Annotated in this window: 14 protein-coding genes and 5 pseudogenes; 10 read left to right on the top strand and 9 right to left on the bottom strand. The window is 34.7% G+C overall.

Translation table 11 applies throughout. The features are described from left to right. The 5 genes and pseudogenes from OPR52_RS03945 to OPR52_RS03925 all read right to left on the bottom strand — a co-directional run. A pseudogene (locus OPR52_RS03945) lies at window positions 1-438 on the bottom strand (Rpn family recombination-promoting nuclease/putative transposase); the annotation flags it as partial. A gap of 289 nt (window positions 439-727) precedes the next feature. Next, window positions 728-5,176: a host RNA manipulator TomO gene (locus tag OPR52_RS03940; RefSeq protein WP_265037745.1), complete on the bottom strand. Its 4,449-nt coding sequence runs from the start codon at window positions 5,174-5,176 to the stop codon at window positions 728-730. A gap of 1,182 nt (window positions 5,177-6,358) precedes the next feature. Beyond that, window positions 6,359-7,411: pseudogene (locus OPR52_RS07660) on the bottom strand (Ulp1 family isopeptidase); the annotation flags it as partial. 976 nt (window positions 7,412-8,387) lie between these two features. Then, complete coding sequence (locus OPR52_RS03930) at window positions 8,388-9,866, bottom strand: cytoplasmic incompatibility factor CifA (protein WP_320109376.1); 1,479 nt, start codon at window positions 9,864-9,866, stop codon at window positions 8,388-8,390. Between the two features lie 145 nt (window positions 9,867-10,011). Next, window positions 10,012-10,932: an Rpn family recombination-promoting nuclease/putative transposase gene (locus OPR52_RS03925; protein WP_264337290.1), complete on the bottom strand. Its 921-nt coding sequence runs from the start codon at window positions 10,930-10,932 to the stop codon at window positions 10,012-10,014. 120 nt (window positions 10,933-11,052) lie between these two features. Here OPR52_RS03925 and wmk (OPR52_RS03920) point away from each other — a divergent pair, with 120 nt between their 5' ends. The 10 genes and pseudogenes from wmk (OPR52_RS03920) to OPR52_RS03875 form a co-directional block, all read left to right on the top strand. Continuing rightward, complete coding sequence (gene wmk / locus OPR52_RS03920) at window positions 11,053-11,964, top strand: WO male-killing family protein Wmk (RefSeq protein WP_265037741.1); 912 nt, start codon at window positions 11,053-11,055, stop codon at window positions 11,962-11,964. Window positions 11,965-12,134: 170 nt separating this feature from the next. After that, on the top strand, window positions 12,135-12,791 hold the full coding sequence (locus OPR52_RS03915) for a JAB domain-containing protein (protein ID WP_265037738.1): 657 nt from the start codon (window positions 12,135-12,137) through the stop codon (window positions 12,789-12,791). Window positions 12,792-12,893: 102 nt separating this feature from the next. Then, window positions 12,894-14,018, top strand: a complete 1,125-nt coding sequence (locus tag OPR52_RS03910; protein ID WP_265037736.1) for a hypothetical protein — start codon at window positions 12,894-12,896, stop codon at window positions 14,016-14,018. A 65-nt stretch (window positions 14,019-14,083) separates the two neighbouring features. Continuing rightward, window positions 14,084-15,007 (top strand): WO male-killing family protein Wmk, encoded by a 924-nt coding sequence (gene wmk, locus OPR52_RS03905; RefSeq protein ID WP_265037927.1) that lies wholly within the window; start codon window positions 14,084-14,086, stop codon window positions 15,005-15,007. Between the two features lie 25 nt (window positions 15,008-15,032). Beyond that, window positions 15,033-15,455: pseudogene (locus OPR52_RS03900) on the top strand (helix-turn-helix domain-containing protein); the annotation flags it as partial. A gap of 62 nt (window positions 15,456-15,517) precedes the next feature. Further along, window positions 15,518-16,377, top strand: a protein-coding gene (locus OPR52_RS03895; RefSeq protein WP_265037751.1) for an IS630 family transposase whose coding sequence is annotated in 2 segments (ribosomal slippage) — window positions 15,518-15,842 and window positions 15,842-16,377 — 861 coding nt in all. Because the reading frame shifts where the segments join, the coding sequence is not laid out codon by codon here. A gap of 90 nt (window positions 16,378-16,467) precedes the next feature. Continuing rightward, window positions 16,468-16,976: pseudogene (locus OPR52_RS03890) on the top strand (IS5-like element ISWpi1 family transposase); the annotation flags it as partial. Between the two features lie 63 nt (window positions 16,977-17,039). Then, window positions 17,040-17,899 (top strand): IS630 family transposase gene (locus tag OPR52_RS03885; RefSeq protein WP_265037751.1). Its coding sequence is split into 2 segments (ribosomal slippage): window positions 17,040-17,364 and window positions 17,364-17,899, totalling 861 coding nucleotides; the frame shifts between segments, so codons are not numbered across the junction. A gap of 90 nt (window positions 17,900-17,989) precedes the next feature. Beyond that, window positions 17,990-18,822, top strand: a protein-coding gene (locus tag OPR52_RS03880) for an IS5-like element ISWpi1 family transposase (RefSeq protein WP_094189578.1) whose coding sequence is annotated in 2 segments (ribosomal slippage) — window positions 17,990-18,359 and window positions 18,359-18,822 — 834 coding nt in all. Because the reading frame shifts where the segments join, the coding sequence is not laid out codon by codon here. Between the two features lie 22 nt (window positions 18,823-18,844). Then, window positions 18,845-19,171, top strand: a pseudogene (locus OPR52_RS03875) (transposase); the annotation flags it as partial. A 236-nt stretch (window positions 19,172-19,407) separates the two neighbouring features. Here the strand turns inward: OPR52_RS03875 and OPR52_RS03870 are convergent. From OPR52_RS03870 to OPR52_RS03855, 4 genes are all read right to left on the bottom strand, one after another. After that, window positions 19,408-20,619: a hypothetical protein gene (locus OPR52_RS03870; protein WP_265038459.1), complete on the bottom strand. Its 1,212-nt coding sequence runs from the start codon at window positions 20,617-20,619 to the stop codon at window positions 19,408-19,410. An 8-nt stretch (window positions 20,620-20,627) separates the two neighbouring features. Next, window positions 20,628-20,858 (bottom strand): hypothetical protein, encoded by a 231-nt coding sequence (locus OPR52_RS03865; RefSeq protein WP_264373955.1) that lies wholly within the window; start codon window positions 20,856-20,858, stop codon window positions 20,628-20,630. Continuing rightward, window positions 20,842-22,188 carry an IS110 family RNA-guided transposase gene (locus tag OPR52_RS03860; protein ID WP_264373686.1) on the bottom strand — a complete coding sequence of 449 codons (1,347 nt, stop codon included), beginning with the start codon at window positions 22,186-22,188 and terminating at the stop codon, window positions 20,842-20,844. The genes OPR52_RS03865 and OPR52_RS03860 overlap by 17 nt, the downstream gene beginning before the upstream one ends. A 252-nt stretch (window positions 22,189-22,440) precedes the next feature. Beyond that, complete coding sequence (locus tag OPR52_RS03855; protein ID WP_265038458.1) at window positions 22,441-23,646, bottom strand: hypothetical protein; 1,206 nt, start codon at window positions 23,644-23,646, stop codon at window positions 22,441-22,443. Window positions 23,647-23,886: the final 240 nt, after the last annotated feature.

Here is a 23,886-nt window from a genome sequence, read left to right as displayed (position 1 = left end):
TGTGTCTTCATCCCGAATAGTATGCTTTGATTTATACTCAGATTTATCGGGAAACAAGATACAATCTGCTATAGCAATAAAGATAATTTCCTTAAGGTCATGGTATTGATCACCCTTGTCAGCTTGTCTTGAATAAGCTTTAGCAGCATAGTACTGAGCACGTTTCTCGAAGCCTTTAGTTTTAGCGACCTGCATTTCGACGATCACTTGCAGTCCATTTTCATCTCTGCAGAGAACATCAACAATACTTTGCTTTTTAGCGGCGATATCAGGGTCTTGAATAGTACTTAAAAACTCTATATCCTTTATTTCATTTTTACCAGTGAAGCCAAGGATATCATTGAGGAAGTGAATAAGAATATCCTTATTTTTTTCAGTACCAAAGATACGCTTGAACGATATATCATTTTTGGGGTCAAGAAATTTAGAAAGAGCCATAATAAGTAAACCTATAGGACGTTAACAATTATACACAATTCTGAAGAAATGTTCAACTTCTTTATGCTAAAGTCTATTAAAGTTAGCTGAATTTCAAGAGTTGGTGAAGAATCTACTTGAGGTAGGTGTTCCTATTAATATAGGCGACTGACCTAAAAAATCTTAAAGCTAGTGGTATGCTTGAAAGATCATAAATATCAAGTAATTTTTTTAGAAGAATATCTAAATTATTAACTCAATATCTAAACAGTTATTCTACTTCTGCTATCCTTTCTCAACTTGGGCTATTTTAAACTTCCACAGCTATAGGATCAACACCATTTTTAACTTCAACATTACTAAGCGCTGTATTTGCCTTATATGAACAGTAAAATCCTACTGCAAGAAAAGTTAATGCAGCTACAGCAAGTGAAATACATATTACTAAATGAAACATTGTTAAACTTGCACCAACAGCAAATACTCCTGACAACACAAAAGAAACAGAGGCATAATTACTTTGCCTTTTACTATGAGTGCTTGCCTTCGACAGCTTTTGATTTTTACAACTTAGCTCCTTAATCTGATTTTCCAGCTTGCTTTTGTTTTCAAGTTGTCCATGTGTATTATTTAACTCTTTACTTTTAAGTTTATTGTTTAACTCTTTGACTCGAACATCATTACTTTTTAGTTGATCATTTAGGCCTTCAATGTGACTGTCTTTATTTCTTAGTTGCTCATTTAGTTCTATGATGTTACTGTTTAGGTTCCCAATTTGACTGTCTTTTTCATTCACGATTTTTCGTGTAACCTCTAGATCATTCTGCAGTTTAGTATCTTCTTCAGTTGTAGTCTTTAGGGTATTTTTTATAGCATCAAAATTGCTCTGTAGTTTAGTATTTTTTTCAGTTGTAGTTTTTAAATTGTCCTTTAATTGAGTATTTTCTGCAGTAAGTTGAGTTACTTCGCTAATTCTTATACCCAATTCTTTCTGTACACTATCCAACTGCTCATCTAGTTGATTTTTTTCTTGAGTAAGTTGATCTATTTGACCATTTAGCTTGTTAATCTCTTCTTCAGCTTGAGCTTTTGTATTCTTAAGTTGTTCAGTAAGGTTAGTTACTTCATTAGCTTTTCCAACTGATTCTTGCTGTAGCTTTTCAAGCTGAGCTTGTGTCCTCTCAAGAGCTTGAGTTCTTGCATTCAAAGCTTGATTTGCAGCATCCATCTCTTTATCTTTACTTGCAAGCTGTTCTTGTAGCTCTTCGATTCGACTCTCTAGTCCTTTACTTTTGTTTTCAGATTCCTGCAGCTTTGTCTTCAGGTCGTTATTTTCATTTTTAGGCTTTTTCAGCTTTAGCTCATTCTTTAGTTCGGTGTTTTCTTCAGTTGTAGTCTTTAGGTTATCCTTTAATTGAGTATTTTCTTCAGTAAGGTGAGTTACTTCACTAGTTTTTGTATCCAGAGCTTGATTTGTATCATCAATACTTGCTTGTTGATTTAATGTCTCGTGCTCTAACTTTGAAACCTTTTCATTCACATTATCCAGCTCTTTCTTGCCGTTTTTAAGATCAGCCTCTTTCCTCTTAAGCTCCTCAGTTGTTTTATCCAATTCTTGCTTTACACTATCCCGCTCCCGTTCTAACTGAGCTTTTGTACCCTCGAATTCTTTAGTTTTTGCATCTGAGTCTTTCTGTAGCTTTTCAAGCTGAGCTTGTGTGCTATTAAGTGCCTTAGTTTTTTCAACCAAGTCTTGCTGTATACTATTTCGCTTTTTCTCTAGTTGACTTTTTTCTTCAGTAAGCTCAGTTACTTCCCTAGTTTTGCTATTCAGCTCTTTCTCTTTCTTCTTGAGCTCATCTTGCAGTTTTGTTTTCTCTTGCTCTAATTGAACTTGTACACCCTTCAGCTCTTCCTCTTTCTCTGCAAGCTGAGTTTTCATGCTTTCAAGTGCCTGAGTTTTTTCATTCAATTCTTTTTGTAGCTTTTCAAGCTGATTTCTTGTATTCTCAGATTTCTCTTGTCCTAATGAGCTTTTGACTTGCTGTTCTGTATTTGTAGGCATTTTACCCTCCCTGGAATTATGGCTTATAAGGTTCTGTATTGAACTCCCCATTCTATTTAAGGTATCATTTTTTTCTTCTTTTGCAAAAGTCTTTCTGTCTTTAAGTTCTGCAATTTTCCCATCCAAGCTTTTCTGTGCACTATTTGGTTCTTTTCCTAGTTGATTTTTTTCTTGAATAAGGTCATCAGTCTTTGCTTGTTGACTTGGTTCTTCTTGTTCCAATTGTAAAGCATTTTGCCCTGTAATGTCTAAGTTCTCTTTTCTATCTTGTGAAGTATGACCTTGAAACCTAATAGATGAGGCTACTGTTTTTTTATTTTCACCGTCACTACTGTTGCTTTCAGTTACTATAACTTCAGAATGTGCTTTACTACTATCACCTTGCGCATTCGACCCAGTTGTATTGTCTAAAGAGTTACAACCTAAACTCAAATCTTCCATTTTAAGATCTTTATTCTTCTTGCTCAACTCTTCTGAAAACTCTTTTGCTTTTTTAACTTGATCATACAATATTTCTTTGAAATACTTACTAAGCTCATCACCTTGATCAGTAACGAATACACGATGTTTAGCATTATACGAAAAAGTCTCATTGAGAATGGAAAATTTTATACCGTGATGTGCACTTAGAGCCTTGTTTAAATCTCCTACTTGTTTGTCTATTAATTGCTCAACAGTTGTAGGAGAAGCATTTTCTGAAATAGTAGCAAAACTTTCACGAAAAGGCTTTGTATTACCTTTAACTAAATTCAATACTTTTCCTAAAAATATAATGTTATCAGCACTCGATGCAGTTTTCAACATTAAATCGTAAATTTCCCTTCTACCGCGAGTTCCTATGCTTTTCAGGATTTGTTTCTTTAACGTCTCAATAATCTTATCATCTGTAAATGCTTCTTTGTAGATTGTTTGAATTGCTTCATTTTTGTCCTCAATACATTTTTTGCATAAGTATTCAACAATCGGGAAACACTCTTGACTTATTGCAGCTTCTAATAAAGTAATACAACTCTCCTTCAACAGAGTTTTGGTAGCTGGATCATTGATATTCTGTTTAGCATCTCTTTCAAACACATCTAATACTTTCTTGATAAATTCCTCATTTTGTACTAATGACGCTGCTTCAAGTACACCATACGTAGGATCAGAAGTATTATTTTTCAAAATTTCTTTTAGATTTTGAAGAGTATCTTCATTAGCAAAAACTTTATCCAGTAATTCTTGTTCTTCCCTTAGCACTATAACTGAGAAAAACCCAACTTCACCATTTTCAAGTCGGATTGCTTGATTTTTTAAACTTTGATAAAGATCGGGAAATTTCCCTATAAAGGTTTCAATATACTTTTCACCACCAACAAGCAGATGTAAAAGATTCAAGTTTCCTTTAGCAAAAAGCATATCATGGTATTTCTTTGTTAGCTCATCATTAGCTGCGATTGCCAGCAGTAACAATTCTTTTACTGAGTACCTGCTACCATTTTCTTGAGATTGAAGCACCATTAATATACGGCTTAGTACATATTGGTCTCTAACTTGCGATTGTAAATTCAAAACCTTCTTAGAGAATCCCACGAAAAGCCCTGCTTCTTCTGGATCATCAAAATTGCAAATCACCTGACTTTCGTAATCCTGAATATTATTTACAACCTCAGTCAATTTTGCATCATCATTTTCATTTGCTGCTTTATCTAGAATGTCCTGTATTTTATTCAAAGTTAAATTGTCAGGAATAATGACAAATGAATCCTCTAAACTTTTAGACTCTCTTCCCAATTTTTGATTAAATAAATTCATAAGCTCAATATTACCTTTATCGGTAGCAATTTGCATTGCATCAGGTTCTCCTATATTAGGATCAGCCCCTTTATCTAAAAGCAACTTTACAATTTCAGTACTTTCCAGGGTTACATTGCTTGAAAAATGTTTTAGCATCTCGGTATTTTGTTCAGGAGAAGTATGCTGCAACAGAATCCCCATCGTCTCCTTTTCATATTCGCTGTAGCTATCAGCAATAATTGCTTGTTCTAATTCAGGGGTAACATCAATTTTTGCTCCATATCGAAAAAGCAAACTTGCTAGATTGTGGTCATTGTTTTTTAGAGCAATAAGAATTGGTGTTTTACCCGACAGGGCACTCACTTTATTAATATCAGTTCCATGCTTTAATAGTAATTCTGCAACATCTTTGTTCTTTTCTCTGCATGCATAACTTAAAGCTGTACCACTAGAACAAACATCGGCATTAAGATCAATTTTACCACCTTCTGACAAGACATCTTTGTAAAATTCGAACCAGCCAGCATCTTTACATGCGTTTGTAACAAACAATCTTAATAAGAGTAGTAGTTTGACACCCTGTACCCGATAAGATATATTAAGGTTCTTCATCTCCCTTACTAGCTCTTTTGCTGATACCAAATCTTCACCTTCAAAAGCTTTTAGTAATTTAAAGTACAAATCTTTTTGCCCTGTATTAGCTTGCCTAAGCTGTTTCTCTATTTTGGTGAATTTCCTTGCATCTTTACACGCTCTTCTTTTTCCTGTAGATGGAATGTCTTTAACTTGAACTTTTGGCTCAAATTTTAGCTTTCTTTTTTGTTCTAATTCCTCATGAATAGAACCCTTTAATTCTTCATAGCGCACAGGCAAACTAGTATTAACTTGTTGATTTTCACTATTAGTACCAAGAACCATATTTCTCACTCATTGCAATTAATTTAGTCTATCACTAAAAAAAGATTATGTCAAACAAATTACGAATTTTGGTAAAATGCTAATACCAACCTTCGTTATTGGTTTTGCCCTATTACCTACGAGATTTGGTATTACATGTCCATTTTTCCATATCCTACAATACAGGCAACATTTTTTAGGCAAAACATTGCAATAACTAGTATCAGCAACAATTTAATTGTTTACTCTTTATGAAAAATCGTAAAGAAGGTACGTATCTTTGTGAGAACTTTTTACGTAAAAGCGGTGTTTCAAAAATAAAAACGCAAAATTATTACAACAAAGTTAGGCAAATTAGTTCATATGTAAATTTAGTTAAAGTAGGCTAAAATAGCTGCTTTTACAATATAGTAGAATTATTATAAAGAAAAGTTCGAACAGGTTATTTGGTAGTCCAATCCATACCAAAAAAACTTGTTCTCACCGCACTTGGTTTTGAGCGCTGAAAATGGTTGATTTACTTGAGATATTAATAATATAGTTTACTGAATTAATAGTAATTCATTTGAGAATAAAAAGAAAAATTTATGATAATTTTACATTTCAAATCGATATTGTTCTTTTTATAAAAAATATTCCTATACTGCGCAAGGTCAAGTTTTAACCACATCAATTTTTCTTTCAAATTAAATCTTATCTTTTACAATGGGTCTTACGTTTAAATTATTTGATACCCAAAATTAAGGAAGCCATTTTAAACGGCACACAACCTCAGCATCTAAAACTAGCTGATTTGAAGGAAATATCACTCTCATGAGAGGAGCAAATGAAGGTGCTTTACGGACAAGAGTCTTAATAATAGTCTTCTATATTATTGTTAATAAACACCACCATAAAATATCTTACTATTACCCACAAATAAAAACATAGTATTGTATTTACTCAAATAATTTAATTTTATTAACCTGAAAGCTTATTGGATTAAAATTATTAAACTAAGAGTTATAATTTTAGCAACTAAAAGCTGTAAATTGCACCATATAAACAGTTATTTCAAGCAAAAGTTATGCCATTAAGAGCTACGCAACAAACATTTATATTTGTGGGTAATAGTAAGATAAAATATGCAGAAACAACCTAGAAGACCGATTACAACCAATGCGTAAATATAGAGTAAAGAAAACTTCATCCACCTATTAACTTCTACCTACTACCTCTACTATTGCTATGGTTATAAACTCTACTCACTCCATCAATTTTATCTAATGCAGACTGCGGGTTACCCAAATCAATTGATATCACTCTTTCTCCGCCTAATTGTAATGCTCCTCCACCTCCACGCTGTGGGTATTGGAGTCCTAAAAATTGTAATAGTAATGGATCAATTTCATGTTGAATTCCTGGATGATCTTGAATCAGTCTACCCCTAGGAGAAGATAGAGGATCATTTTGGAATAATTGTGAAATATTTCTTCTCCGATTTTTAAAGTGTTGTTCATTTCTTTGAGATTGTCTAGTGTCATTTCCAATGCCTACACTAAGAAGACCACGTATATAACCTATAATACCCTCACCTTTCTCTCCAAAGTTATTATTTCCCTGTAAAGCTTGATCAATAGCTTGGTTAATATCCCTAGCATTTTCGTATACCCATATGCCACAATTATGGCCATCTGTTTGCTGATGAACGGAAACATTATGGACATTACCATCGTTAATATCACATTCTCTTAAAGCTCCTCGAATATTATTGTCAATACGACTATCTGGAGCAAGTGAATCAGCATAATACCCATAATAATTTCCATTTTGGTGTACAATAACTAATGTAACCCAATGATGATTACCTACATTAATAATAGCAATTAATCTATCTTTTTCACCCGAATCTACTTTTTGTTTAAAGTTAGCTATGTGACTACTTAATAAGCCCCTACCTGTTGGATCATTTTGATTTCCATCGACTCCTACTGAAGTTATTGTAAAATCATGACGATTATTAGTTGGATTAGATCGATCATCATAGAAAGTATATTGTTGTGCAGCGAAAAACATGTCATGAGTTTGTAGCCAATAACGATCATTTTGATTATCTGTTGCAAAGTCTAGTGCAAGTAGATCATGCACATCTTCTATCTCACGAGCGTTGTTTCTACGAAGGATAGCATTTATTTGTTGTAATATTACTTGTGCTGTAGGAGTACCACCTATCCTTATTGACTTGAATGTTTCTATTACCTGTGCTTTTTCTGCTTGGTGACGTACAAAAAATGCAACATGTGAGTTTCTAGGAGATAAATCAAGCTCGATGCCTATTGTGTAGCGATGACTAAAATTTGCTAAGAAACCTAATAAAAACCCGTGACTCTCAAATTTTTGAATGCGATTTTCAATATTATATTCCAGTTCCTGCCTGTAATTATGATAGATGCGAGCTATGTATGGGACAATTTCTTCGTACATTCTATCTCTTACATCTTGTCTTCTATCACTCGCTAGCATTTCCATAAAATTATCAATTCCTTGTTGACCCTGTGCTACTTGCGCAAAATTGACCAAGTTACCAAGTTGTCTACGCTGATTTTGACTGAGTTGTCTTCCTGCTATTTCCTTAATTGTTAGTCTGTGATCTTCTAAGAGCAGTCTAATAAGATTGATTTCAGATGCTGAATATTTGGCAAATTTATCCCTACCTTGACGATCTTTTGCACGAATTACCTCGAATACCGTTGCAATTGCCTCTCCCTGACTCTTGCCCTTTCCGTGCGTGCATACTTTGTATTGCTCAAAATCTAGGTCTTCTTCCCTTAAATTTGGATTTTGCCGTCTAATCTCTTGTACTAGAGCATTTCTCTCCCTTGTACTGAACCTCAACCCATCACTATTAGGACGATCAGAAATACTGTAGCATCTGACAACTTGCTGTCCGTCACGATAAACAGCAACTTTTAGGTTTGCCGTATTTCGATTTTCACCATTACGTGGATTAACACCATGGTTATCAAAACAAAAATAGACTCTCTCATTTGCATTTAAGATATTAGCATCATGTGCAGTAGCAAACATACTAAAAAAGAATACAGGAAGGAAACGACCTGTACTTACATGATACAAGAAAGATGGACATTGATCTAAAAAAGATTCAAATCCTTGTCTGAATCCTTCAAGATCTCCATCCACCAAACTCCTAATAAGTCCATCACCATTACTCATACAAAATACCCCTTATTTACTACGACCAGAAACACCAAGAGTTCATAAGTGGATTACTTGTTACCACTAAGCGTAAAGACGCTTTTTTCTTATAAGAAGAAACACCACTTACACTAGGAGTTCCAAGCTCAGACTGCGGACCATCATCAACTGGCAAAGTTGTTTCCTTACTACCATGAGCTTTAGATCGTGACCGTAAATTATTCCAAGGACCATCACCTACAGGACCAAGAGGTAGAGTTGTTTTCTCTAACTCAGAGAATAACTCTTCTGCAAACAGACCGTAATCTACATTTACTCTTTTACCTTCTCTACCACATAATCTAAGGTTTTCTATCATGACTTCTTTAAAAAGTTCAAACTTTTCAGGAAAGCAATCTTTGGCAAATGACATCATATCTAATATTTCTTTTTTCTCTATTTCTTTTTCTTCATCAGTCTTATAAATGTCTTCTCGTCTCCAATTGACTATTAATCCTGCAAGCATACCACTTACATGAACTGTATAATTAGAAGTATTAACGGCAGCCTTCTTGTGTTTATAAAAGTGATCACATTCCCAAATCTTCATAATAAGAGATCTAGCTTGAACACTTGACTCAGAATTTTTCAACATTACATCTGAGAGTGATGAAAGAAGAAGTTCATACTCTCGCTGTGAGAATATTTTGTCTGAATGGTCTCCTCCTGCTGAAACGTCTTTATAGCACCAGCACTTTACCAAATCATGAACTGTATCAAAAAAACATGACTCTATTAATTCAGCAAGAAGAGCATATACTCCCTTATCTTTCTGCAATAATTTCTGTAAAAGAGTATCTTTATCGACTATCTTATTTACACAAAAATCTAAAATAGGAGCATCTTTCTCAACAGATTGAACGCGAGATAGAGCAAGAATAGCTTCTGTGAGCTTCTTTTCTTTATCTTCTTCTTTCAACAGATTATAAAAATACTCTACTCCTTCACTCCACTTAAGTTTTACAGCACTGTCAAAACCTTCTACTGCATCATACTTCTTTAATTCCCCAGATTCTCTATCGATCCAGAAATCAAATACAGGACCTTTCCTCTTTATGCTATCTAGTAACGAGTTTCGTACGTATTTGCCAAATTCAGTTTCAGTTTTACCATCAAATGCACCAGGAGGAAACTTGTTCCTATAAGATTCAAATCTTTTTTGAAAGAGAGGATGAATTTTATCCACTACACAGTAACTACAAGCCATCTCATATTTGCGAAGTGGATTATCTATTCCACCTATTTTTTCTTCAGTAAACCTTTGACCTAAAGCAGCATTATCCAACCTTACACCTGACCAGCAACCTTCATCTTGAAATACATTGTGCAAAAACTTCAACTTATCACCCTTAAAGTATTTTATGTGCTCCATAAAGTTATCTTGAAGGACTCCCACCCATCTCTTGATAGCTGACTTCCTCCCGGCAACAACTGCTGGATCTGGATGTTTAATAGCTTCCTGTAATTTTTTGGACATCGTAGCCCGAAGCTCTTTCTGTGTTGACATTATCCCCCCTATTAAGTATTAACAGTGTCATGTAAAAAAGGCATTATACAGACATTAGAATGGATTGCAATATTAAAATTACCAGAATAGAGGGTTTAATAAAAAAACGTTATGGCTAAAACTTCTTTTCTTGAATTTTCTCAATATAATCAACAGAAAGACCAGTAGTTTGAGTTATAATGTCAATAGAAACTCCTGCTTTAAGTAGATTCTTTGCAACCTCAATTTTCTCTGCTTTTCTGCCTTTTTCATGGCCGATTTGGATGCCTTCTTGTCTACCTTCTTGTCTACCTTTTTGAGTGGCATCATCGAGTTTTTGAGCGAGGACAGCCTGTTCATCACGAATACGCTTTATCTCTTGTTCATAGGCTATAAATTCTTTTTCTGACCAGTTGAACCTATTTAATTCTTCATACGCTCTTTTAATTATTAGATCACTTCCTATTATTCTCTCTAGCTCTTCTTCACTAGTTTCATCTGCATATCTAAAGAAGTAGACCCATTTTTCAACTATACTTGAAAGCTGATCTTCTTTTGTTTTTGGAAATTTAGGCAACTCAATAAATATAAAGTAAAAATCTTTTAGATCACGTTCATTAGTATCTTCATCGCGAATAGTATGCTTTGATTTGTACTCAGACTTATCAGGAAATAAAATACAATCTGCTATAGCAATAAAGATAATTTCCTTAAGGTCCTGGTATTGATCACCTTTATCGGCTTGTCTTGAATAGGCTTTAGCAGCATAGTATTGGGCACGTTTCTCGAAGCCTTTGGTTTTAGCGACCTGCATTTCAATAATCCATTGCACCCCCGTGGAATCTCTACATAATACATCAACAATGCTTTGCTTTTTAGAGGCAATATCAGGGTCTTGAATAGTACTTAAAAACTCTATATCCTTTATTTCATTTTTGCCAGTAAAACCCAGAATATCATTGAGAAAGTGAATGAGGATGTCTTTATTCTTTTCAGTGCCAAAGATACGGCGAAATGCGACATCATTCTTGGGATCCAGAAACTTCGAGAGAGCCATAGGGAATCGACTTAAAAAGCATTAATAATTATACACAATTGTGAAGAAATATTCAACTAAAATGCAAACATAGAAGTTTTTGTATATCTTTGTTTGGTAGTATTAACATGTATAATATTTATGGCAAACATCTCAATAAGGTATCAGATAGCACAAAAAGTAAGGAACTGGAGGTTAAAGCGAGGATATACTCAAAAAGATTTAGCGAAGAAAGTCAGTGTAACGTATCAAGTAGTACTACAATATGAAAAAGGAACACGTAAAATTTCGATTGAAAAGTTGTATGCTATAGCAGAGATATTGTCGATTGGTATTGTAGACCTAATTCCTGTATCAAATGAAAAAATCTGTCTTGAAGATGAGGGAGAAGAAATACTAAATCTAGTAAGAGAATATAAAAAGATTAATGATCAGGAATTACGTAAGATGTTTTGTTTGCTAACCAAATTTGTCCAAGTCAGTGAAAGAAGTAGTAGGAAAGCAGAGAAAGTAAAAATTGCAAAAGGTCTGGTTAAAGCAGGAGTTTCTGTTGATACTGTTTCAAAAACAATTGGTCTATCTGCTGATGAATGTGTTGAAGAAAAAGGAGGTTCTATTTACTGCCAAATAGGAAAGAAGATAAAAGAATGGAGGCTAGTGAGAGAGTATACTCAAAAGGATTTGGCTGAGAAAATGGATACAACACGTGATGAAATAAGCAACTATGAACAAGGACGTGTAGCTATTCCACTGGAAAAATTATATGCAATAGCAGAAACATTATCGATTAATATTACAGATCTGCTAATAGAGGAAGGTAGTAAAGTAGAAAATGAACTACCGAATTTAATTGAAGAATACAAAAAGATTGAAAGTCAAGAACTACGTAATGCATTAATAAGATCTCTATTTGAAGGCATACGGATTTGCGAAGAAAAAGTGAAAAGAGCAGAAAAGATCAAAATTGCAAAAGACTTAGTAAAAAAAGGAATTTCTATCAATATTATTTTAAAAATAATAGGCATCTCTTTAGATGAAATTCGACAAGTTTAAAATAAAAAAATCACCATATATTAATATCTTTACTTATTCATGAAAAAATAAGTAAAAAAGATTGAAAAATTGATTTGACTTCACTCGGAAGCTATGGCTCTATGCCAATGCTGATAAAAAACAGCAGTAAATATCTAAAAAAAGTTTGTTGTTAGTGAAGGGTAAATTATATGAATAAAAGTAAAGAAGAAATCGAATTCAGAATATTAGAAAGCAAAGGCAAGGCATTACTTGATCGTGAAATAATGGAAACATTTTTAAGTGCAGTACATGAAAGGCCACAAGCTCAAGAAATTGCTAAAAATCTGGTGAATACTTATGCAGGAGTAGGAAGGATTTTAGGTAGAGAAATGGATGACCTGAAAGTTATAGAAGGAGTAACTGATTCTGCAGTAGCAATGATTATGTGTGTTAAGGAAACACTAGAAAGAGTACTGAGAGAAAAGCTAAAAAGTGAGCCAATAATGGACTTACAAGGGCTAGTAGAGTACTTAAACGTAAGTATAGGCCACTCAGAAAGGGAATGTGTAAAAATACTGTACTTGAATAAAAGGCGCCAATTAATCGGAGAAGAATCCTATATTGGTGAAATGGAAAAAGCACCAGTATACATAAAGGAAATTACAAGAAAAGCATTAATAAAAGATGCAACATTAGTAATAATGTCACATAACCATCCTGGAGGGAGTTTAGAACCATCAGAAGAAGATCAAGAAGTAACGAAGAGTTTAGCAGCAGCATGTAGTACTGTAAGCGTTAGATTATTTGATCACATTATTATCACAAGTGGAGGCTATTTTAGTTTTAGAGAAAACGGATTGTTATAGCAGAAAGTATTTGCAAATCTACTCATTATAATTTATACTGAGTAATAGAATGTATAAACTAAGATTTATATACTTAAAAAGTATTTTTAATATGGGGGTTATATGACTAGTAAAGACAAGTTATTGAAGAAAATATTTGGTGCTCTTGAAGGCGTTGATATAAAGCAGTCTAAGTTTGTGAGCAAAATTAATAATCAGAAGGAGATAAAACCGGAAGATGCAATGCCTTTCCCTGGTAGAGAAGTTCGCGAAAACAAAATCAACTATGGGAAAGGATTTGACTATATTTATGGCACAAAACCTTTGAGTAATCAAGCAGATTATCCAGAAGGATTAAATCCATTTGCTTCAGCTTTGCAAAAAATAAAGCCAAATACAGAAAAGTTGAGCTGGTTTAAGAGTGCTGTGGTAAGAGCAAAAAATCCAAATGAACTGCACAAGGTTGTAGACGAAGCACTAGCTGCTGGAGCAAGGCTAAATGCATGTAATGATGGCGAATGGAGTTTTGCAGAATATGTAGTATTAGGTACACATTTTCACAAATTAGAAAAAAGTGATCGTAAAAAGCTAATACGAAAATTAATGCTAAGCGGTGCAGAGTTTCATGATACTCTACTACAGAATAAACTGATAGGTGAAATCTATAATGAGCTACAACCAGAAATTCAGCCACAGAGAGATAAGCAACTAGAAGAACTAGAAAAAGCTGGCGAAAGTGCTGTTCAAGAAGGATCCTTAATAGATTTCGAGATAGACAATACAACATCATATATAGAATTTTCTGATGATAGCAAGGTAGAGGTAGCCAAAATACTGAGAGAGTTAGGAAGTAATATTTTAAAAATTGGCAATGATGCAGTTGAGGTTAAAAGTGAGAAGGGAGGTATAAGAAACTATATCGATATGTCAGATGAAAGCTCTATTATATTAGAGTTTCCTACGAGCATTGGTAAGCTAAATGTTATATTGTACCACGATGTAAAAAAATATGATCAAGTACAAGTCAGAGTAGAAAACAAGGAAATGTGGGCTGAGTTACAAAAAAGAGGCGAAGAAATTGGAAAAAATTGCCTTTTTGCTGGAGTAAAACTTAAAGAAGCAGTAGAGAAAGGTAATTTCACTAGGTGCGGCATATGGAGTGAAAAGCAGAAGGAAGTAAGTGAAAAATTGTTTTCATGGGCAGACAAAGTACGTGAAAATAGTAAAGAAACTTGTAGAGCACTTTAATTTAAAGGTTCCAGAGTCTGGCTATTATATCTGGAGCCTTTGAGCTATAGTAGAAAATATTATATATGGTTCTTTGCGTGGAAAGAAGTCTAGACTATGAAGTAGGGCAAAAAGTAAAAAGTTGGAGGTTAGAGCGAGGGTATACTCAGAAGGATTTAGCTGAGAAAATTGGTGTAAAGTATTGGGTAATACTGCAATATGAGAAAGGGAATCGTAGAGTTCCAATTGAAAGGTTATATGCTATAGCTGAGGCACTATCAATCAGTATTACGGATCTCATTCCTGTATCAAATGAAAAAATCTGTTTTGAAGATAAGGGAGAGGAAATATTAGATCTAGTAAGAGAATATAAAAAGATTAATGATCAAGAGTTACGTAAGATATTTTGTTTACTAACCAAGTTTGTTCAAATTAGTGAGAAAAGTGGTAAAAAAGCAGAGAAAATAAAAATTGCAAAGGATCTGGTTAAAGCAGGAGTTTCTGTTGATATTGTTTCACAAGCAATTGGTCTCTCTGCTGATGAATGTGTTGAAGAAAAAATAGGTTCTATCTACTACAAAATAGGGAAAAAGATAAAGGAATGGAGACTGGTAAGAGAGTGCACTCAAAAGGATTTAGCAGAGAAAATGACTACAACACGTGATGAAATAAGTAACTATGAGCAAGGAAGGGTTGCTGTTCCACTTGATAAATTATATGAAATGGCAGAGGCGTTATCGATTAATATCGTGGATCTACTTGAACCAGCAGAAGATGCAGATGAAAGAGTAGGAAATGAATTACCGAATTTAATTGAAGAATACAAAAAGATTGAAAATCAAGAACTACGTAATGCACTAATAAAATCTCTGTTTGAGGGAATACGTATTTGTGAGGAGAAAGTGAGAGAGATAGAAAGGATTAAAGTTGGAAGGGATTTAGTAAAAGGGGGAATTTCTATTGATATTATTTTGCAAATAGTTGGTTTATCTGCTGATCAAATTGGATGAAAATTTATTTCTAAATAAGGTATATATGTTTGTTTCTGTAAGAGATGTTAGTTCTATACACTACAAAATAGGGCAAAAAATAGAAGATTGTAGATTAATGCAAAGGTGTACTCAAGCAGAGTTAGCAAGTAAAATCGGATTAGCATATAAAGAAGTAACCAATTATGAAAATGGGTATATTCCTATTCCGATTGAAGTACTATATGTAATAGCAAGAGTATTGTCAGTTAATGTTGTAGATCTATTACCTAAACCAATAACAGTAAGAGAGTATAAAGATGAAGACGAAGAAATACTCTATCTAACAAAAATATACGAGAATCAAAAGTTAGGCAAAATAGTACCTTCATTAGTCAGGTTTGTTCATATTAGCGAGAAAATCAATCAAGAGGAGGCAAGATTAGAAGTAGCAAAAAATCTAGTTAAAGAAGGAGTTTCAGTTGACATATAGCTCTTTCCATAAAAGTCCGGATGTGATAGGATAAGGGTAGATGATGATAAGGAGGTTGAATGCCAGCAGCATATAGTTATGATTTAAGAAAAAAAGCAATGGAAGCGCTAGACGAAGGAGAAAGCAGAGAAACAGTGGCAGCAAGATTTAAGATTGGACGAACTACTTTATGGGAGTGGCAGCAAAGAAGAAAAGAAACAGGAGACTTTCAATCAAAAAAACTTGGAAATGGGGGTTACAATCACAAAATTACCGACTGGGATACCTTTGCCAAATTTGCCAGAGAACACGGAGGAAAGACTCTATCGGAAATGGCTAAACTTTGGAACAACGTTAGTATCCAAACGATCTATCGAGCCCTTAAAAAAATTGAATTTACGCGCAAAAAAAGACATATGGATACAAGGAAAGAAACGAAGAAAAACGTGCTGAATTTTTGAAAATTATAGCGACAAAAGAACCTAAAAACTTAGTGTATATAGATGAGTCTGGCATTGATAACACCGAAGACTACCCCTACGGATATTGCCAGAAAGGACAGCGGTTTTATGCCTTAAAATCTGGAAAGAAAACTCAACGAATCAGTATGGTTGCAGCCTTAAGTGGAAGAAAGATAGTTGTTCCGTTAACCTTTGAAGGCCACTGTAATATGGATGTTTTTAATGGATGGTTTGAGCAATTTTTGACACCGATCTTGGAACCTGGACAGACTGTCATTCTTGACAATGCTACTTTTCATAAGTCTGATAAGATTATCGAGCTTGCTAAAGGGGTTGGTGCAGAAATTTTGTATCTGCCGCCTTATTCTCCAGATTTCAACAAAATTGAGCATCATTGGTTTGCTATAAAAAACAGAGCCAGGAAAAACATTCCTCTATTCGAATCCTTTCGTCGTGCTGTTGATTCTGCCTTCCTATGACCTGTTCGGACTATTATGAGAAATGCTATATGAGGTTGTCCGGAAACAAGTAAAAGGCTATAATATCTGAAATTTTAGTACGGGGTAAAGATGAGAAAAAAGTATCCAACAGATCTAAGCGAAAGGGAATGGGCAAGAATAGAAAAACACTTCAGAGTATCATACAAGAAAGGAGGAAGGCCGCCAAAGTATAGCAAAAGAGAAATATTAGAAGCAATTTTCTATGTATTGCGTACAGGGTGTCAATGGCGGTATTTACCAAATGATTTTCCGCTATGGAAGACTGTGTATGAGCAGTTCAGGCAATGGAAGAAGCAGGGAATTTTTGAGAAAATGAATTATGAAATTACAAAATATAGTAGAAGAAAAATAGGAAGGAATGAGCAGCCGAGTGCCTGTATAGTAGATAGTCAATCTGTAAAGACTACAGAAAAGGGGGGATCAAAGGCTATGATGGAAGTAAAAAAGTAAAGGGTAGAAAAAGGCATATAATTACAGACACTCAGGGTTTTATACTAGGTTGTTACGTAGGCGCTGCTAACGAAAATGATAGAGATGGTATTAAAATAGCATTAAACAATATGAGAACAAAATATACTATAGCTCTTTCCATAAAAGTCCGGATGTGATAGGATAAGGGTAGATGATGATAAGGAGGTTGAATGCCAGCAGCATATAGTTATGATTTAAGAAAAAAAGCAATGGAAGCGCTAGACGAAGGAGAAAGCAGAGAAACAGTGGCAGCAAGATTTAAGATTGGACGAACTACTTTATGGGAGTGGCAGCAAAGAAGAAAAGAAACAGGAGACTTTCAATCAAAAAAACTTGGAAATGGGGGTTACAATCACAAAATTACCGACTGGGATACCTTTGCCAAATTTGCCAGAGAACACGGAGGAAAGACTCTATCGGAAATGGCTAAACTTTGGAACAACGTTAGTATCCAAACGATCTATCGAGCCCTTAAAAAAATTGAATTTACGCGCAAAAAAAGACATATGGATACAAGGAAAGAAACGAAGAAAAACGTGCTGAATTTTTGAAAATTATAGCGACAAAAGAACCTAAAAACTTAGTGTATATAGATGAGTCTGGCATTGATAACACCGAAGACTACCCCTACGGATATTGCCAGAAAGGACAGCGGTTTTATGCCTTAAAATCTGGAAAGAAAACTCAACGAATCAGTATGGTTGCAGCCTTAAGTGGAAGAAAGATAGTTGTTCCGTTAACCTTTGAAGGCCACTGTAATATGGATGTTTTTAATGGATGGTTTGAGCAATTTTTGACACCGATCTTGGAACCTGGACAGACTGTCATTCTTGACAATGCTACTTTTCATAAGTCTGATAAGATTATCGAGCTTGCTAAAGGGGTTGGTGCAGAAATTTTGTATCTGCCGCCTTATTCTCCAGATTTCAACAAAATTGAGCATCATTGGTTTGCTATAAAAAACAGAGCCAGGAAAAACATTCCTCTATTCGAATCCTTTCGTCGTGCTGTTGATTCTGCCTTCCTATGACCTGTTCGGACTATTATGAGAAATGCTATAAGAGGTTGTCCGGAAACAAGTAAAAGGCTATAATATCTGAAATTTTAGTACGGGGTAAAGATGAGAAAAAAGTATCCAACAGATCTAAGCGAAAGGGAATGGGCAAGAATAGAAAAACACTTCAGAGTATCATACAAGAAAGGAGGAAGGCCGCCAAAGTATAGCAAAAGAGAAATATTAGAAGCAATTTTCTATGTATTGCGTACAGGGTGTCAATGGCGGTATTTACCAAATGATTTTCCGCTATGGAAGACTGTGTATGAGCAGTTCAGGCAATGGAAGAAGCAGGGAATTTTTGAGAAAATGAATTATGAAATTACAAAATATAGTAGAAGAAAAATAGGAAGGAATGAGCAGCCGAGTGCCTGTATAGTAGATAGTCAATCTGTAAAGACTACAGAAAAGGGGGGATCAAAGGCTATGATGGAAGTAAAAAAGTAAAGGGTAGAAAAAGGCATATAATTACAGACACTCAGGGTTTTATACTAGGTTGTTACGTAGGCGCTGCTAACGAAAATGATAGAGATGGTATTAAAATAGCATTAAACAATATGAGAACAAAATATACTAAAGTTAAAAAAATGTGGGCTGACATGGGATACCAAGGAAGAAATTTAAAGAATCACATAAAGGAAGAATATGACATAGATATTGAAATTGTTAAAAGGCCTCCATGTAGATTTTGGGTGCACAAAGATACGCCACCTGAGCTACTACCAACAAGAGAACAAGGGTTTAAAGTACAGCCAAGAAGATGGGTTGTAGAAAGGACTTTTGCTTGGGTTAATAGGAATAGAAGGCTATCGAAGGAGTATGATTTACTCACAACATCCACTGAGAATTTCATATACCTAGCTATGAGTAGGGTTATGTTAAAGAGGGAATATGCTTGAATTTACTTGTTTCCGGACAACCTCTAAAGTTAAAAAAATGTGGGCTGACATGGGATACCAAGGAAGAAATTTAAAGAATCACATAAAGGAAGAATATGACATAGATATTGAAATTGTTAAAAGGCCTACATGTAGATTTTGGGTGCACAAAGATACGCCACCTGAGCTACTACCAACAAGAGAACAAGGGTTTAAAGTACAGCCAAGAAGATGGGTTGTAGAAAGGACTTTTGCTTGGGTTAATAGGAATAGAAGGCTATCGAAGGAGTATGATTTACTCACAACATCCACTGAGAATTTCATATACCTAGCTATGAGTAGGGTTATGTTAAAGAGGGAATATGCTTGAATTTACTTGTTTCCGGACAACCTCTAATAGATCTAAGGCCATTACTGGAAATTGGTGACGCAATATTTGACGGATGTTAAGCACAACTAGTGAGTTAATACTTAGTGCAAACAGAACCATGGTCAAAGCTCTCTCTCGAACATTTATTCTTGCAATTCTTTGTCCTTGCTGGCCTAGCATTCTATCATCATTATGGTAATTGAATAGATATTTTGTTACTCTTACCAAATCTCTCCCTATCCGAGCAGTACCTTTTTCAAATGCAATACTTGAAACGCAAACCTAGATGTGTAGGAAAATGGGCTAGAACCAGGTACTGCACGTGTGCAAGAGGCTGGATATAATAAATAGTTTTCTACATCTCTTGCAACCTCTCTCTCAGTAGGATTAAGTAATCTTTTTATCAAAGAAGGTTCTTGCTCTAAAAAGTGTTCTGCATCAAGCTGCAGACGTTGAGCATTATGGTTAAAGTTTAGCCCTACACAAACAGCATTTCTTGACGAAGTATGAGCAGATACAGATGAAATGGGACAGTTTCTAACATAACCCCTAGCTTGTTCCAACGCTTGTCCAGCGTGTTCTTGACCTGCTTTGAGCTCAATTATAATGGGAACTGAATTATTTAATTTTTCCTGACCACGCACAAGCAAAGTAATATCTGCATATCCTCTTCCTATAAGTAATTCTAGGTAGATATCAGCCATAGCGCGGTACCTAAAATTTACTAAAAATCCGGATAAAAAACCATGATCGTCAGACTCACTATCAAAATTCAATTCTTGGCGATATGCATCGTAGACATTGACGATGTATTGTAAAATTCTTCTAATGTCTCTTCTTACTTCTTGACTGTTATTATTTGCTAACCCATTTGCTCGATCTAATAAGTTGCCTTGCTGCATGATTGGAGCAATTTCTCTAAAATTATCGATGGGAGATGCATGATTTCCATTAAAATCTCTTCCTTGAGGAAAAAATACACACTCTTCTCCCCGCTGAAATATTTTATATTCTTCCCAAGCCAGATCTTCCTGTAAGTGCTGTAGCTGATTTTCTTCTATCCATAGCCTTTCTTCTTCACTGAATCTTGATCCAGGACTGTTCTCATTATCAGCAATAGTGTAGCATCTTACTATTCTCATGCCATCTTCATCTACGTCATTAGTTAGAACAGCAATTTTTAGATTTCCTTTCCCATTATCATAATTATCAAAACGAAAGTAAATTCTTTCACCATTTGCAATATCAGGGTCAAAATCTATAATACCAGAATCAAATGCAGTAGCAAACATACCGAAGAAGAATGCAGGAAAAAAACGACTCCTACCAACCGAGTGTAAAAAAGATGGACACTGGTCTAAAAAAAGTCCAACTTTTCTATTTAGCTCATCACAATCTCCATTTAACAAATCTTGAATTAATTCAGTATCTTCATCATTATTTCGCATAAACACTCCTAATTATAACTACGACTAGCCACACCACTAACACCAGCACTTTCTAACACGGTCTGTGGATCACTGAAACCACTACCTTCAGGAGACAAATGCACAGACTTCCCTAGCTGAGAAAATAACCCCTCTGCTAACTTGCTATAGTCGATGCCATCTTTCATACCTGACACATAAACCGTTTTTAGATCATTAGTGATACCATCTTCTAAGAAACTCCTAAGAACCTTCTTCATCTATCGGCTCCTCTTTCATTAGTATATAACCAAATTCCTTTGCTTTTTTAGTCAAATTTTTGACTACTCTCTCTTTGTAGAGTGTTTCATAATAGTTCATTCCTTTTTCTACATATTCTTGTCCATATTTTAGCATATTATAAAAAATACATGCTAATTTCCTTGCTGTAGCAGTGATCGCTTTTGGTATCCCTAGTCGCTTCTTTAACCTCCTGCAGTATGCACCAAGTGCAGTGTTGCTTCTTGATACACAATGAGCAGCAAGTCGCAAGGCAGTTGCAGCACGATTAACAACTTTACGAGTTCTTGTTCCAATAATTTTCCCTCCTGTAATTTTATTAGCAGGACTTAATCCGAGCCAGGAAGAAAAATGCTTTTCTGTCCTCCATTTATTGTGATTTATACCTGTTTCTGAAATGATAGCCTGTATACTTAATACATCAAGTCCTGGAACTCTAGTAAAATCCATCCCCGTTATTCGATATAAATCTTCATCTACGGCAAAATCTGGACTATTCTTCTGTTTTCTCTTTCGTGTCTTATTCAATGCCCTGTTCTCATTCGACTTTGTTTCAAATGTTTTATAGTAATTTTCTATACTTTTATCACATCCCGTTATTTGCTCTTGAAAAAAAGTATATGCTGCATATTCTTGTTTTAGCACAAACAAGTGTTCCTCTCTATAATCACCAGCTAACGCTTTTGCTATAGTAGACTGATCATTTTTTATTCGTGCATCCCTGAATTTAGCCAATTTCTCAGGATCTCTTTCGCCTTCAATTATAGCTTCAATGATTTTCATACCAGTTATCCCAGTAATATGACTAATAACCTTGTGTAATTGAATATTCATTTGAATTAGCGCTTTTTGCATACGTTGAGTATGTTTAGCTGCATTTTCAATTAGATTAGCACGTTGTCTAACGTAACTACGCAGTACACACATTTGATTATCCGGTCTAAATGATCCTTGAAGCAGTCCATAGCTGTGCAATTGTTGCAGCCATTGACAATCTTGAACATCAGACTTTCTACCAGGCACATTTTTGACATGTCGCGCATTTACTAATTTTACTTCAAATTTATGTGATTCTAATATTTGAAATAAGGGAATCCAATATACTCCAGTTGACTCCATGGCTACAGTTCTAACCTGACACTTTTTTAACCACTTTGCTAAGTTGTGTAGATCTACTGTAAAGCACCCAAATTTTTGGATACGTTGTTCATCTCTTCCTTCAGGTACACATACATAATGTACAGTCGAGCCAATATCAATCCCTGCTGCATCAAGGTTTATTGTTTTTAATTTACTTTTTGCTTCTGCCATATAAAATCCCTCCTATATTATTATGATAAGAAGCACTTCAGCTTGGGACGGTTAGGTTATACAATCTTCTAAACGAGGTAGCCCAAAAAGAACTCCATCAATGGTTTTACCATTTCCCCCAAAACCATGCTTTCAAACGGGCATTTATAGCACCATTGATTGTTTCGGTTATAGCTGCAGAAGCGCTTCTTCATAACACTATACCCAAAGAACATAAAGTAAAGAGGGAGTTTCTTTTTGGTTTTACAGATTTTATCTGTTCTGGGCTTTCAATAATTTAAAATCCTTATCTGAACAAAAATCTTTGACAAATTGCAAAATTTCCAGTATTTCACGCTTCTTTACAACGTTACTACTGCTATTATCACGTTGCCAATCAACAATTAACCCTGCAAGCACATCTGTTATCGGATCTATGTTCTTGGAAAATTTAACCACAGCTTTTTTATGCTCATCAAAAAGATCGCATTTCCAAAGATTCACAATAATCATTCTTGCCTTAATTTGAATATCTATTTCAGGATCTTCTAACATCAAATTTGAAAGCGAGGAAAGGAGAAACGCGTAACCACAATGTGAAAGTATTTTCTTCTCCTCAGACACTAAAACTTTTTCCTGAGACAAGTGCTTTACTACATATTGAACTGTATCAACGAACCCGCACTGTATTAATGTGTTAAGAGGTTGATACATAACTCCTTTGCCTTTATTTGATAACTCAAGTAATAATTTATGCTTTATTGGATCAGTGATTATTTCATGCAGAAGAAAATCTAAAACGGTAGCAACATTATGGTTAGCTTGAATAGCAGATAAATTAGCAACAGCTTTAACCATCAGGTTATCAATCTTTTCCTTTCCTTCCTGATTTATACGACGATAGAAGTATTCTACTCCTTCACTCCACTTGAATTCCACAGCTTTATTAAAACCCTCTACTGCATTATCATGCTTTTTAAATTCTCCAGATTTTTTATCAATCCAAAAGCTAAGTACAGGATCTTCACTATTCATAGCATTTAACAATTCATTTCTGACATATTTGCGGTTGTTAGTTGCAGGCCTGCCATTATCATCTACTTCTTCGGAAGAGAAGCCACTTTTGTAAGACTCAAGTTGCTTCTGAAATAGTGGATGAATTTTATCTGTCATACAGTACCTACAAGCCATATTGTATCTGCAAAGTGGATTCTTTACTTCATCTATTTCTTCTTCAGTTAACATTCTTCCTAGAGTAGCAGTGTTTAACCTTGCACTTGACCAACAATTCTCATCACGAAATACGTTATATAAGAACTGTAATTCATCATCTTTTAGATATTCTACCTCTCTAGTGTAGGTTTTTACCCATTTTTCAATAGCTAAACGCCTTCCGGCAGCAATATTAGAATCTGGATGTTTAATGATATTCTGCAATTTCTTAAGTATTGTAGCATGGCGATCTGTCCATCTTGGCATTGTATCCTCCATATAGAAATATTTACTGCATTATGCAAAAGTTAGAATCAAATAGCAACACTAAAATTATCAAGGACAAGAAAAATTTTATGAAAAATATTTTTTATATTTAAATATCATCTATTTTGCGCTTAACTGATGCGTAGAATTAGTGAGAAAATCAAATAGGCCATAGCGAGAATAGCGGAAGAGTTAGATGTAGGCTTTAATATATTAGACTAATGGATAAAGAAGTATAAT

The sequence above is a fragment of the Wolbachia endosymbiont (group A) of Hylaeus communis genome (genome assembly GCF_947251915.1).
Taxonomy (GTDB): Bacteria; Pseudomonadota; Alphaproteobacteria; order Rickettsiales; family Anaplasmataceae; genus Wolbachia; species Wolbachia pipientis.
Note: the sequence above shows the minus strand (reverse complement) of the source record. Positions and strands in the feature narration are given on the sequence as shown.

Excerpts from the sequence above, each read along its gene's own strand:
- OPR52_RS03940 (WP_265037745.1), bottom strand. The coding sequence starts at position 5,176 with ATGGTTCTTGGTACTAATAGTGAAAATCAACAAGTTAATACTAGTTTG.
- OPR52_RS03930 (WP_320109376.1), bottom strand. The coding sequence starts at position 9,866 with ATGTCCAAAAAATTACAGGAAGCTATTAAACATCCAGATCCAGCAGTT.
- OPR52_RS03925 (WP_264337290.1), bottom strand. The coding sequence starts at position 10,932 with ATGGCTCTCTCGAAGTTTCTGGATCCCAAGAATGATGTCGCATTTCGC.
- wmk (WP_265037741.1), top strand. The coding sequence starts at position 11,053 with ATGGCAAACATCTCAATAAGGTATCAGATAGCACAAAAAGTAAGGAAC.
- OPR52_RS03915 (WP_265037738.1), top strand. The coding sequence starts at position 12,135 with ATGAATAAAAGTAAAGAAGAAATCGAATTCAGAATATTAGAAAGCAAA.
- OPR52_RS03910 (WP_265037736.1), top strand. The coding sequence starts at position 12,894 with ATGACTAGTAAAGACAAGTTATTGAAGAAAATATTTGGTGCTCTTGAA.
- wmk (WP_265037927.1), top strand. The coding sequence starts at position 14,084 with ATGGTTCTTTGCGTGGAAAGAAGTCTAGACTATGAAGTAGGGCAAAAA.
- OPR52_RS03870 (WP_265038459.1), bottom strand. The coding sequence starts at position 20,619 with ATGCGAAATAATGATGAAGATACTGAATTAATTCAAGATTTGTTAAAT.
- OPR52_RS03865 (WP_264373955.1), bottom strand. The coding sequence starts at position 20,858 with ATGAAGAAGGTTCTTAGGAGTTTCTTAGAAGATGGTATCACTAATGAT.
- OPR52_RS03860 (WP_264373686.1), bottom strand. The coding sequence starts at position 22,188 with ATGGCAGAAGCAAAAAGTAAATTAAAAACAATAAACCTTGATGCAGCA.
- OPR52_RS03855 (WP_265038458.1), bottom strand. The coding sequence starts at position 23,646 with ATGCCAAGATGGACAGATCGCCATGCTACAATACTTAAGAAATTGCAG.